This is a genomic window from Cochlodiniinecator piscidefendens (genome assembly GCF_011326755.1).
GTDB lineage: Bacteria > Pseudomonadota > Alphaproteobacteria > Rhodobacterales > Rhodobacteraceae > Cochlodiniinecator > Cochlodiniinecator piscidefendens.
In genome coordinates, this window is record NZ_JAAOIE010000001.1 from 144,187 (window position 1) to 155,919 (window position 11,733).

12 protein-coding genes and 2 tRNA genes are annotated in these 11,733 nt (G+C 49.0%); 6 read left to right on the forward strand and 8 right to left on the reverse strand.

Going from position 1 to position 11,733, the window contains the following annotated elements:
- Positions 1–66: 66 nt before the first annotated feature.
- Complete coding sequence (locus tag G9C99_RS00740; protein ID WP_166415545.1) at positions 67–507, forward strand: Lrp/AsnC family transcriptional regulator; 441 nt, start codon at positions 67–69, stop codon at positions 505–507.
- Here G9C99_RS00740 and G9C99_RS00745 read toward each other — a convergent pair.
- Complete coding sequence (locus G9C99_RS00745; RefSeq protein WP_166415546.1) at positions 494–949, reverse strand: disulfide bond formation protein B; 456 nt, start codon at positions 947–949, stop codon at positions 494–496. The two genes, G9C99_RS00740 and G9C99_RS00745, sit on opposite strands and share 14 nt — an antisense overlap.
- Complete coding sequence (locus G9C99_RS00750) at positions 946–1,524, reverse strand: YqaA family protein (protein WP_166415547.1); 579 nt, start codon at positions 1,522–1,524, stop codon at positions 946–948. Before G9C99_RS00750 ends, G9C99_RS00745 begins: the two co-directional genes overlap by 4 nt.
- 110 nt (positions 1,525–1,634) lie before the next feature.
- Between G9C99_RS00750 and ypfJ the strand changes: the two genes are divergently transcribed.
- The 4 genes from ypfJ to G9C99_RS00765 all read left to right on the forward strand — a co-directional run bounded on the left by ypfJ (position 1,635) and on the right by G9C99_RS00765 (position 3,797).
- Positions 1,635–2,492 (forward strand): KPN_02809 family neutral zinc metallopeptidase, encoded by an 858-nt coding sequence (ypfJ, locus tag G9C99_RS00755; protein ID WP_166415548.1) that lies wholly within the window; start codon positions 1,635–1,637, stop codon positions 2,490–2,492.
- 118 nt (positions 2,493–2,610) lie between these two features.
- Positions 2,611–2,696, forward strand: a tRNA-Leu gene (locus tag G9C99_RS00760).
- Between the two features lie 779 nt (positions 2,697–3,475).
- Positions 3,476–3,640 (forward strand): hypothetical protein, encoded by a 165-nt coding sequence (locus G9C99_RS18335; RefSeq protein WP_205859807.1) that lies wholly within the window; start codon positions 3,476–3,478, stop codon positions 3,638–3,640.
- Positions 3,618–3,797, forward strand: coding sequence for a transcription termination/antitermination protein NusG (locus G9C99_RS00765; RefSeq protein WP_205859808.1), 180 nt, complete (start codon positions 3,618–3,620; stop codon positions 3,795–3,797). The genes G9C99_RS18335 and G9C99_RS00765 overlap by 23 nt, the downstream gene beginning before the upstream one ends.
- 288 nt (positions 3,798–4,085) lie before the next feature.
- Here G9C99_RS00765 and G9C99_RS00770 read toward each other — a convergent pair whose 3' ends face one another.
- Positions 4,086–5,546 carry an alpha/beta hydrolase gene (locus G9C99_RS00770; RefSeq protein WP_166415550.1) on the reverse strand — a complete coding sequence of 487 codons (1,461 nt, stop codon included), beginning with the start codon at positions 5,544–5,546 and terminating at the stop codon, positions 4,086–4,088.
- Positions 5,547–5,744: 198 nt separating this feature from the next.
- Here G9C99_RS00770 and G9C99_RS00775 point away from each other — a divergent pair, with 198 nt between their 5' ends.
- On the forward strand, positions 5,745–6,311 hold the full coding sequence (locus tag G9C99_RS00775) for a phage tail protein (RefSeq protein ID WP_166415551.1): 567 nt from the start codon (positions 5,745–5,747) through the stop codon (positions 6,309–6,311).
- Between the two features lie 223 nt (positions 6,312–6,534).
- On the opposite strand, the gene G9C99_RS00780 is transcribed toward G9C99_RS00775, so the two are convergent.
- The 5 genes from G9C99_RS00780 to G9C99_RS00800 form a co-directional block, all read right to left on the reverse strand.
- Positions 6,535–6,608, reverse strand: a tRNA-Gly gene (locus G9C99_RS00780).
- A 339-nt stretch (positions 6,609–6,947) separates the two neighbouring features.
- Entirely contained in the window at positions 6,948–8,996 is a 2,049-nt protein-coding gene (locus G9C99_RS00785; protein WP_166415552.1) for an ASKHA domain-containing protein, read from the reverse strand.
- Positions 8,997–9,176: 180 nt separating this feature from the next.
- Positions 9,177–10,226 carry a methyltetrahydrofolate cobalamin methyltransferase gene (locus G9C99_RS00790; RefSeq protein ID WP_166415553.1) on the reverse strand — a complete coding sequence of 350 codons (1,050 nt, stop codon included), beginning with the start codon at positions 10,224–10,226 and terminating at the stop codon, positions 9,177–9,179.
- A 9-nt stretch (positions 10,227–10,235) separates the two neighbouring features.
- Complete coding sequence (locus G9C99_RS00795; protein WP_166415554.1) at positions 10,236–11,168, reverse strand: methylenetetrahydrofolate reductase; 933 nt, start codon at positions 11,166–11,168, stop codon at positions 10,236–10,238.
- Between the two features lie 11 nt (positions 11,169–11,179).
- Positions 11,180–11,488: a virulence factor gene (locus G9C99_RS00800; RefSeq protein WP_166415555.1), complete on the reverse strand. Its 309-nt coding sequence runs from the start codon at positions 11,486–11,488 to the stop codon at positions 11,180–11,182.
- Positions 11,489–11,733 lie beyond the last annotated feature (245 nt).

Sequence of the window (11,733 nt, forward strand, 5' to 3'; positions counted from 1 at the left end):
TGATTTAAGTGCCAAACTGGTTAAAACGAATGCCATGTGATCAAAACGGAAGGTATTTGACGCGATATGGATGACATGGATCGAAAATTGATCGCAGCGCTGCGTCGCGATTCCCGACAGTCGTTGTCAGAGCTTGCCGCAGTGTTGAACCTTTCACGTACCACCGTACGGTCCCGGATGGAAAAGCTTCAGGAGCGTGGGGTGATTTTGGGCTTTAGTGTTGTTTTAAAAGGCGATTTGCAACGCAATCCCGTTAGAGGTCATACCATGTTGGGTATTGAGGGGCGCGGCACCGATAAAATTGTACATAAACTCTATGGGTTTGCTGCGGTCGAAGCTGTGCATTCTACCAATGGGAAATGGGATTTGATTGTTGAACTGGGGACGAAAACGCTTGAGGAGCTTGATCAAGTTCTCGCTGAAATCCGTAAAATTGAGGGTGTCATGACCAGCGAAACAAATTTGCTGCTGGCCACAAAACCCAGTGGTCGAGCTAGGCGCGTCTAAGTGCGATAACCCAAATGCCAAACAGTGTGAACGACATGATACCGTTCCAAGTTGCCATAGATAGCGCAAGGAAATCCCAAGGAATTTCATCACAACGCACCAGCGGAGCGGTCATGATTTGATTGAGCAATTCATCGGGCGTTAGAGCACCAACAGGGCTAGAGGTGCATGAATTTGGACCTTCCCACCATTTTTGCTCAACACCGGAATGGTAAAAACCAATTGCGCCACTGACGAAAGCGGCTGCAGCACCTAGATACCCCCAGACACGTTGCCCAAAAGCGTAAATCATGACCCCCGCAAATATCGCAATACCGTGCGGCCAGCGTTGCCAAATACATAATTTGCAGGGGGCCATGTCCCCGATATATTGAAAGCCAAAGGCGCTAAAAAGAAGCGCGAATGATCCAGCGGCGGCGATTAAGGCAAGTGTTCTATTCATAGGAACTTCACCACATAAAAGCCGCCAAACAAGATAACCACAAAGAGAATAAACATGAGGCCCAAACGCTTTTCAATGAATTCTCTGATGGGGGCGCCAAATTTCCACAGGAGCGCAGCAACGATAAAGAACCGTAGTCCCCGTGCAATGATTGCTGCAATTGTAAAGATGGTGAGCGACAGTCCAGTCGAGCCCGACAAAATGGTTATCACTTTGAAAGGGAAGGGCGTGATGCCGGCCATCAAGACAGCCCAAGCACCCCATTCGTTATAACGCGCTGCGAATTCGTCAAAATAGGCGTCTTTGCCGTAGAATTCGAGGACGGGGCGGCCCACAGTTTCAAACAAACCAGCACCGATGTAATAGCCCAAAAATGCACCCAACACCGACGCCACCAACGCAACCAGCGCAATGAGCCACGCTTTCGACGGGCGTGCGAGGATCATTGGGATCATCAGAATGTCGGGGGGAATTGGAAAGAACGAACTTTCGGCGAAAGATACAAAGGCCAGCGCCCAAAGCGCATAGCGGCTTTCGGCGAGGGATAAAGTCCAATTATAAAGAGCGCGTAACATGCGCCCAACGAACATGCCCGGCCTATAGGGTCAAGACGATTCCGATTGAGGCATGGCGCTTTTGGCGTGATATTGCGTATGAGACCGTAACAGCACGAGGAAACATTCGTATGAAATGGCAGGGACGACGCAGAAGCCGCAATATCGAAGATCGCCGAGGGCGGGCAGGCCGTACGAGGCGCAGCGCTGGGGGTATTGGCGGTGTAGGATTGATTGTCGTTCTTGTGGTTGGTTACTTCCTTGGTATTGATGTGACACCTTTGCTGAATTCTCAAGGCGGCGCACCTGTTCAGCAAAGTACGAACGACCTGAGCGTTGCCGACCAGCAGGCCGGTGAATTTGTGTCTGTCACACTCGCAGATACCGAAGAAGTCTGGGCCAGCATTTTTGACAGTCAGGTCGGACGTGATTATCAGCCTGCGACCTTGGTTCTGTTTAAAAACGCAACGCAATCTCCGTGTGGTAGCGCCAGTGGTGCGACCGGCCCATTCTACTGCCCCGCAGATCGCAAAGCCTATTTGGACACGGCTTTTTTCACGACGTTGTCGCGTCAGTTAGGGGCTTCGGGTGATTTTGCCGCCGCATATGTCGTGGCCCATGAAATTGCGCATCATGTGCAAAATGAATTGGGAATATTGGGGCAGGCCAACCAAATTCGCCGACAAGTCAGCGAAGTGGAAAGCAATGCAATCTCTGTTAGGATCGAACTTCAGGCAGATTGTTACTCAGGGATCTGGGCGCGTGAAGCGCAAGCACGGTTCGGTTCGATTGAACGCGGTGACTTAGAAGAGGCCGTAAATGCAGCCCGTCAAATTGGGGATGATACGTTGCAACGCAACGCTGGACGTCGCCCAATGCCGCATACTTTTACACACGGAACCTCAGCGCAACGCGCAGCGTGGTTTCAGCGAGGGTATCAAAGTGGTCGCTTAGAAGATTGCGATACGTTTGGTGCGAGCCAGCTATAGATTACATGTTTAGTTTATTGTTTTTGAATGAGAATTCATAAAGTTTCCAAAAAAACAAAAAAACTGCAAAAAGCCTATGGACGTTCCCGAGCACTAACGCTAAACCGTGCTCATCAGTGCCCAAGTGGCGGAATGGTAGACGCAGGGGATTCAAAATCCCCCGCCTTAACGGGCGTGCCGGTTCGAGTCCGGCCTTGGGTACCAATTACATTCCTAAGCCCATGTTTTTAGAAATAAAAACATGGGCTATGGGACCGCACTGGAAGCAGATCGGGCCCACATCACAATCTAAACCCCGAAATTGAATGCATAGCTTCAGTAGCCATAGCCCGTCTTTCTGCGCCTTTTGTGTTGATGGCTGACGTGCTTGGCTCGGTGTGAGATAACACCGACATTATCTGGTGCTCGCAGCACCCTTCTTCCGCCAAAAGTTCTGCCATTGCTTTGCGAACGCGATGCCGTAATCGGTCCACAACACCGGATTCATCGCACCTCATTATTAGCCAATTCCAGTAGCTGTCGGCTGTCTAGAATGGACGAACGTGTTCGTTAAAAAGATAGGTGTCTCCAATTCGAGCTACAGCTTCAATTGCGTCACGCAATGATAGGGCTATGGGAATCTCGACTATGCTACCTCGTTTATTCAGTTGCCATCCAAGCCAAAATAGCATCGTTGGATCTTGCTGCGGTGGATCTTCTTTATACCAACAAGTGGATTAGCACTGGTGTACCTGGAATCACATGCCCACTTGTACATTGATCGGCCAGCTTTCATCATGTTATTTGTCTCCGCTGGTGTAGCTGCACACGCATCTCTAACCCTAACGAAGGCGACGGTAGGGGTATTCAAAGTCATCGCCCCATACTTGTCGTCATTATCGGTTTCATGTTCACATAAGCGCGTCAGAAGGCTTTTTTGCCGAAGGGTCGTTGGTGGTGCTTGGCCTCCAGTCACCATGCGATCAAAATGCAGGAGGTATTTGATGGCGTCGGAGGTCGTTGCTGGTGTCATGGGGACTCGTGGCCGTCCGGTGCAATTGTCAGAGCGTCAAATGATGCGTCGCATGCGGCAATGGGGTGGCAAAAAGATCTCCGCGAGTGCTTTTGAAAGGGATGAAATCGAATGTGCATTTTTCCGTTGGAGATAAGGCGCGCATTGTTGATGGCCCCTTGGAAGGAAGCGAGATCCGCATCGTTGAAATGGATGGGGGATCGGCAACGTCGTTCCTGAAATTGTTGGGTCGTGAGGTCAAAGTGAAAATCGAAACTGAGTTGCTCTCGCTTGTCTTGTTGCCTGTTTGTTAAGTTGGGGGCTGAGTTTGTTAAGCCAAAAGAAAATTTGTTAAGGGGAGTTGACGCTTAACTAAATCCGATGTTAGGCGCGTTGCGTGGATGACCGTAGTCCCTTACCCCGGCAATGCGAGAGGGTGACACTTGGCCCCCAGCAGGTTGATGATGCAATAGCTAATCAGCCACTAAAATTAAGAGATATATTGTAAACAAGCCCGGCGGAAACGTTCGGGCTATTTTTTGTGTGACGTCTCGTAATGCCAGAAACATTCCCTTTTGTTGATCGAAAGAGATATCGATGCTTTACCTTGGTAGCTTCCAATATTTTCCTTCATCACTCGTAACCGTCACAGCGGTTGGGGTTCGATGATCTGGAGGGCGTACACCAGTACGCAGCAGTAGACCTAAGTCATTTAGTAAATTTCGAGATGTCGCGACTTTACTGTGATTGAGCGAAAAAAAGGACGTGTCTATTTCAGAGACGTCGATGGTGTCGATACCTTCTACTACCACTGGTCCGGTCTCGGTAGGAACATCACCAGCTCGTGGATTCCCTTTCCTAATTATTTGTGATATCCGGAGGGCAATGTCGTTTCGAGCAGCATACAATGTTACGCCTTTTCCAAAGCTAACAAAATGATCCGATGTTTCCCGAAAGATCTGAAGATCGAGGTCGGGTGCAGCTAGTATTAATTGCGAAAATTCAGTTTTTGCGGAAGGTTCTATGTACGGGTTTTCTGGAGAGACCAAGTTGCCCAAAGCGACATTGCCCATCGAATGAGCAACAATGTGGATCTTGTCGACCCCCTTAGTATTAGAAATCAAATTCAAAAATTCACTAAAGTGAGGTAACGTTATCCGAGTGCTGTCCATATCGTAAACATAGTCAAACGTCGTCCCACCGCTTGGCCAACTGTAGGCGTATACGGGGCCATCAAAGCCTATATCGAATGCAATTTGCGCTGCTGTGAAGATAGCCGTTTTAAATGAGACGTTGAATCCATGAACAAAAACAAATGCAGTTCGTTCATACTTTTCCGAAACAAGTGCCCTCAATGACCCATTGGTTTTGAAATCTATTTCTGAAAGAAGCTTGTTGCGAGTTTCAGTGAAATGAAACAGGTTGTTTTCAGGAAACTGTAACAAATCATAACCGAACACTCCAAGGTGAAAAGGGCGCTCAATTTTCCCTATTCTATGGTGTATTGGTATATTCACCATTGCTTCTCCGAGAAGTAACTGCCCACTTCGATCAGCTGAAAATATCCGACTTTTCTTCTGATCAAAGTGGGTTTCTCTGTCTGTACCGTACAAGATTGGCATTAATACACTTGGTGAGATAGGTTTCGTGAGGCTTTGATGTCGTTGTTTTTTGTTTAGTTTCGACGCATTGGTTCTACGAATATTTTTTCGACGTAGCGCTCTCTCTTTCGCATCAGTGTCGCCCAAAGTGAGGGCCGCTTTTTTTGAGTAAAGTTTGAGAGTAGTTGTTTTTTCTAGGTCGTTAATGCGAACTATAGGTGTTTCTGGTACTCTGTTTAATTCGCGTTCGTCATTGTTTGACGGTGCAATCTCATCGTTCCCGTCATTGTTTGGCGGTAAGATTTCATCATCATCACCTTCGGGCGGGCTATTTTCGTCTGCACAGGATGAATCCGAGTGGGCGTCTAAAACAGCCAATAGCAAAGCGCTTACAAAGATAACGAAGAAAGCCACTGACTGCGGAGTCAAATGAGAATAAGCGCTTTTTAAAAACTCTAACAAATCGCAGTACCATTCCTAATAACGTAAAACTGTCGAGCGAGCGAACATCAAAAATCGGGGAGGGGCATAAGTCTGTCTGTCAAATCTCGTACGATATTTATCACGAATAAAATTGGTCTATGCAATCTGCAAATTCGAACTGGATTACTAGAACTTCCTTTTTTTCTTTCATTCACCAGAGTAAATGCAGGGAAGTTGGTGTTTAAGGTTGGAGAGACAGACATCAGTGGCCTGAAGCGGTTTGAAAACCAATTTGGCGCTTTGGGTAACGATGGTGCCAGGGTCCAAGTGCACGCGTTAAATCGTGTTGGGGATATGGCGAAAACCCGTGCTGTCAGGGAGATCGCTAGCCAAACTGGATTGACGCAAAAGACGGTTCGAAATTCTGTCTCGAGTGTCAAAGCCAGCGAGAAAAACCTAGAATACCAATTGAGATCTTCTGGGGCGGATATGTCGCTTAAATACTTCAAAGCACGTGAAACCCAAAAGGGGGTCACAGCGTTAGTACGCGGCTCACGAGAACTATTTGAGGGGGCGTTTATCAAAGGTGGTAGCTTCGGCACTGGTCGCGTTGAATTGCGCTTAGGTGGTCATGTGTTTCAGCGAATGGGTGATGATCGGTTGGAAATTGAGAAGGTCACTTCATGCGTTGTTATTCCTCTTGAGATGGTAAAGCCAGAAACGGCAGACGCATTTAATGATCTGGTCGTTGATGTTTTGCCGCGCGGTGTCAGTCATGAAATCAACCGAATACTGAAGGTTTGAAGGCGTAAAATAGCCTTTAGCGGACCCAAAAAATCAAGGGACCGTAGACCCGATTTCCCATCCACGGTGGTGAAAGCCCCCGGGGGTTTCTTCGGGACTCATACTCCCGAAGCGTTGAGGATGTTCTCGTTTTTTCCCGGATGCTCAATTCAAAAAATGATCACGATTTGATCTAACTATGTGTTATATGGTTGTATATAAAGGGAAATTTTAAGAGAAGTGCTGGAGCGGGTGAAGGGAATCGAACCCTCGTATTCAGCTTGGGAAGCTGCTGCTCTACCATTGAGCTACACCCGCATTGAAGGAGCTTTAGCATTGCCGTGTTGGGGTCCGCAAGCGATGTTTCACTGTGCAATGAATTCATCCAAATTCTCAGATGGCGTTAACAATCGAAGCTAGGGAAAAATCATATTCTGAAAGATTCGCGCCGGACAAATCGCATCCAGCGCAACTGTTGCCATTTGCGATTGTAGCGACTTGCGCAGGATCATACGCAAACGCGGGGCTACATATCAAAATTAATAGGGCGGAACTCTGTGCAACAAGTTGCATGTGCAATCCCTTCAACATATCGAAGCGACTTACACATGCTTCACCGATTGTTACAACTTAGCAAGAAATTTCCACCCCATTCAATTACTTGCGGCGACGGCGACGGCGACCGCCACCTTCGTTGTTGTCGTCACCACCACTGTTAAAGTTCAGGTCTGGCAACGTCACTATAGACGCCAAAATCGGGAACGGATCAGACGAATTTGGGATTGCCGAGGCATTTACAAAATGCTCTTGAAACTTTGGTTCAACGGCCGTTTCGATTTTATGAATATCGCGAACAGTTTGTTCAATCTCGGTACGGGCTTTGGTATTGAGCAACGCAATGCGTGCGCCAGTGCCCGCCGCGTTACCGGCTGATGTTACTTTATCCAATTCGCAATCCGGGATCATACCCAGAACCATCGCGTGTTTGGGCGAGATATGAGCACCGAATGCACCAGCCAATACCACGCGATCAACTGTTTCAACTTCGAATTTGTCCATCAACAACCGTGCACCTGAATAAAGCGCGGCTTTGGCCATCTGAATGGCGCGGATGTCTGGGTTGGTCACCGTGATTTTTGGACCACCTTGGGCGGAGCCATCCCAAATGGTGTAGGAATGCGTCCGACCATCCAAGAAGCAACGCTCTGTTCCGGTTTGTTCGGGGGATCCGATCAAGCCTGCCTGATCCAATAGGCCAGAAATACGCATCTCTGCGACAGCTTCGATGATGCCAGAACCACAGATACCCGTGATACCAGTTGTTGCGATAGCGTCGCTGAAGCCGTCTTCATCGGACCAAATTTCAGAACCAATCACCCGGAACCGCGGCTCTTTGGTAACAGGGTCAATTTCAATACGTTCGATCGCGCCAGGCGCAGCACGTTGACCTGAGCTAATCTGTGCGCCTTCAAATGCTGGGCCTGTCGGGGAGGAGCAGGCCAAAACCTTATCTTTGTTTCCAAGCAGGATTTCTGCGTTTGTCCCAACATCCACAACCAACACGAGGTCTTCAGATTTGTCCGGGGCCTCTGACAGCGCAACAGCGGCCGCATCTGCACCAACGTGACCCGCAATACAAGGCAGCAGGTAAACCCGCGCAGCAGGGTGAATTGTCAGGTCAAGCTCATGCGCACGTAGGTTCAATGAATCTGATGTTGCTAATGCAAATGGCGCCTGACCCAGTTCAAACGGATCAATACCTAGGAACAGGTGGTGCATCACCGGGTTGCACACAAAAACTGCGTCCATAATCAGTGCTTTGTCGATTTCCGCCTCTGAAGCGATCTGAACAAATAGTGCGTTCATACCTTCGCGCACGGCATTTGTCATTTCAACATCGCCACCGGCGTTCATCATGGAATAGCTGACCCGGCTCATCAAATCTTCGCCAAAGCGGATTTGCGGGTTCATTAACCCGGAAGAGGCAACAACTTCACCCGATTGTAAGTCGCACAAATGCGCGGCGATGGTGGTTGATCCTAAATCCACGGCAAGGCCATAAATGGATCCCTCGTAGTATCCCGGCCAGAGGTGCATAATACGTGGTGGGTTGTCTGCGTCACCCAAATGTACGGCAACTGTGACCTTCCATTCCCCTTTACGAAGGCACGGCTGAAGGTGCTGCAAGATATTAAGGTCGGTGCGTACACCTTTGATTTCCCACTGAACATCCAAAGCCTCGATCAGGCGTTCCAAGTCTCCAGACGGTTTGTGCATGTCAGGTTCTTCGACCTCAACATAGAACAATTTGACCGACGGGTTCATGGTGATGTCACGGGCTTCGGCGCGTTTGCGTACAACCTGCTTATGCACTTGGCTTTCTGGGGGCACATCGATCACAACATCGCCGTGGACTGTCGCCTGACAGCCAAGACGACGCCCATCGATCAGTCCGCGTTTGTCTTTGTAACGCTGTTCAACTTTGTTCCATTCGGACAGCGCATCATCGGCAACCGTTACACCGTGCTTTGAGAATTCTCCGTAGCTTGGCGTGATCTGGCATTTTGAACAAATACCACGGCCACCACAAACGGAATCCAAATCCACACCCAACTGACGGGCTGCAGTGAGAATAGGGGTGCCAACGGGAAAATTCCCACGTTTGCCAGACGGAGTAAATACCACCAATGGATCAGAGTTTGACATGCGCGCGTCCTTTATATCTTTGGAATCGTTTTAAACTGCTTTGCAAATATCGCAATGACAGAAGGCGTCACCAAAGTGTCATTCTCCGCCACTTGGGGTCAATTCAGCACCCGCAGTTCAAAAGAAAAGGGCAAGGCAACCTAAGCTGCCTTGCCCTTTTTAATTTATTTGATCAGTTGCTTAACCGCGACGACGACGACGGCCGCCACGACCACCTGCTTCGCCATCAGCTGATGGTGGTTTGTTGAATTTGATCCAAGAGGCACCATGTGCATCGTTGTTGGTCAAGAAGTTGGCTGCGCGGATGGCTTCCATTTCTTTACCTGCTTTAGATTTTGTGGAACCCAAGCCAGTGATGGTGGCGAGAATTTCTGGATCAAGATCTTCTGGAACGATAATGCCAGCCGCAGCCAGTTCATCACGCTTTTCCTGAAGTTTCTTTGGACCAACTGGCAGAGCAACAGGGTTCATGATCGCAGAGGTCATGCCCGCAGCCATCGCCATTGGCAAGAAGGCGTTGTTGATGCCGTGACGGTTTGGCAAACCGAATGAGATGTTAGAAGCACCGCACGTGGTGTTCACACCCAACTCTTCACGCAAACGACGTACAAGTGCAAACACCTGCAAACCTGCTGTGCCCATTGCGCCGATTGGCATTACCAGCGGGTCAACAACGATGTCATGTGCGGGAATGCCGAAGTCAGCTGCACGCTCAACGATCTTTTTGGCAACCTCAAAACGAACATCTGGGTCTTCGGAAATGCCAGTATCGTCGTTGGAAATCGCCACAACTGGTACGTTGTATTTCTTAACCAACGGCAAAACGAACTCAAGACGATCTTCTTCGCCTGTTACAGAGTTCAGCAATGGACGACCCTCAGCAGCGATAAGGCCTGCCTCAAGCGCTTCTGGAACCGATGAGTCCACGCAAAGCGGAGTATCGGTCAAGCCTTGAACCAGCTCGATGATTTTTCTCATCAAGGGTGGCTCTGTTTCATTTGGGTTCGGGTTTGAGTTGTAAACAACACCAGCATTGATATCGAGGATATCTGCACCAGCTGCGACTTGCGCGATTGCGTCTTTTTCAACAGTAGAAAAATCGCCTGCTTCGAGTTCTGCCGCGAGTTTTTTACGGCCGGTTGGGTTGATACGCTCACCAATCACGCAGAAGGGTTCGTCAAAGCCAAGAATGGCGGTTTTTGTTTTACTTTCAACAACTGTACGAGTCATGTTGTTCCCTTACTTGGCTTGGTTGGCGGGCACAGCGGAAGAACCGCCATGATTGATCGCCCAGTTTGCATTGGTTTTAATTCCGCCCAATGGGAAGAAGTGGACTTTTTCAATGTTAAAGTCCGGGTTTGCCGCTTTGTGCGCGGCCAATTCGCTGATGATTTCTTCTGGCTCAAATGGCAGCAGTAGCTTGGTGACGTCTTTTGCGCGACGCTGTAGAACACGCAAAGATGCACCAACACCACAAGCGATTGAGAACTTGATCAGTGTTTGTAGTTTAGCAGGGCCAGCGATGCCGATGTGCACCGGAATGTCGATGCCTTGCTCTTTCAAACCATTGGCCCATTCGATGACAGGACCAGATTCAAAACAGAACTGCGTCGCCAGCGCCATTTGCGCGTCGGTGCGTTGACTGAATGCCTGTTTCCAACCCAATGCGTCTAAGACATTTTTTGTAGACCCATCAGGGTCAATGTCTTTGTTGCCTTCTGGGTGGCCAGCAACGTGCAAGCGTTTAAAGCCTGCTTTGTCAAATTGGCCTGTTTCCAGCAACTGCATGGATGAGTGGAAATCGCCGTGAGGTTTATCAACGCCGCCGGCAAGCAAAAGCGCTTGATTGACGTTCGCTTCGCCTTGATAGCGTGCAATCCAGTCAGCTAGCGTTGCTTCGTCTTTGATGATGCGCGCAGGGAAATGGGGCATAACATCGAAGCCTTCGCCTGCAATACGTTTTGCAGTGTCGACCATTTCATCGATTGGCGTGCCTTCGATGTGTGCGATGTAAACGCGTGTGCCAGCTGGCAGAAGATCACGGAAATCTTCAACCTTTGCGGCTGTGCGTGGCATAACCTCAATCGAGTAACCGTTGAGGAAAGCTTCCACTTCGGGTTTAACCTCAACTGGATCGGCTTCTTTTTTCTTACCAAATGGTAGCAATGCCATGATGGCCTCCATTATTCGGCTGGGTTTGTCCAGCCATCGTTGCCGATGAGCACTTTCAGGCGCTCTTGATCATATTCGGAATCAATGCGGTTTGCTTCGTTTGTTGCAATTTCCGCAGGATCGCCTTCAACAGTGAAGGGGGCAGCCTTACGCCATTCAGCTAAGTAAGCATCCGCATCTTTTGCGTTTACTTTCATCGCAGCGCGATCGATGGCTTGTTCAAAGCGCTCTGGCAGCGGCATTTTGTTTCCACGACGGCCTTTGCCTACGATGACCTGCGCTGGAATATCGCGCCAATAAACTATTGTAACGTCTGGCATGGTTGATTCCCTCTTCCCTTTGCCCCGTGTTCTAAAACGAAGGTACGCCTTCACGCGGTCGGTTTTCGACATGACAAGCGCATCCGGCGACTTGCCTGTCGGTTTCACTCATATCCAAGTGCGATTGTGCACTCTAGTGGGGGGAGGGATCATAATATTCATAATAATATGAGACAGACTCAACCGTAAATCTCTGAGAACAGAGAACCGGGCCAATGCCTAATTTAGGGGTCCCTTATAGATAC

What these genes read in the sequence shown, in the direction of transcription:
- G9C99_RS00740 (WP_166415545.1), top strand. Translation starts at nt 67, where the DNA reads ATGGATGACATGGATCGAAAATTGATCGCAGCGCTGCGTCGCGATTCC.
- G9C99_RS00745 (WP_166415546.1), bottom strand. Translation starts at nt 949, where the DNA reads ATGAATAGAACACTTGCCTTAATCGCCGCCGCTGGATCATTCGCGCTT.
- G9C99_RS00750 (WP_166415547.1), bottom strand. Translation starts at nt 1,524, where the DNA reads ATGTTACGCGCTCTTTATAATTGGACTTTATCCCTCGCCGAAAGCCGC.
- ypfJ (WP_166415548.1), top strand. Translation starts at nt 1,635, where the DNA reads ATGAAATGGCAGGGACGACGCAGAAGCCGCAATATCGAAGATCGCCGA.
- G9C99_RS18335 (WP_205859807.1), top strand. Translation starts at nt 3,476, where the DNA reads ATGGCGTCGGAGGTCGTTGCTGGTGTCATGGGGACTCGTGGCCGTCCG.
- G9C99_RS00785 (WP_166415552.1), bottom strand. Translation starts at nt 8,996, where the DNA reads ATGTCAAACTCTGATCCATTGGTGGTATTTACTCCGTCTGGCAAACGT.
- G9C99_RS00790 (WP_166415553.1), bottom strand. Translation starts at nt 10,226, where the DNA reads ATGACTCGTACAGTTGTTGAAAGTAAAACAAAAACCGCCATTCTTGGC.
- G9C99_RS00795 (WP_166415554.1), bottom strand. Translation starts at nt 11,168, where the DNA reads ATGGCATTGCTACCATTTGGTAAGAAAAAAGAAGCCGATCCAGTTGAG.
- G9C99_RS00800 (WP_166415555.1), bottom strand. Translation starts at nt 11,488, where the DNA reads ATGCCAGACGTTACAATAGTTTATTGGCGCGATATTCCAGCGCAGGTC.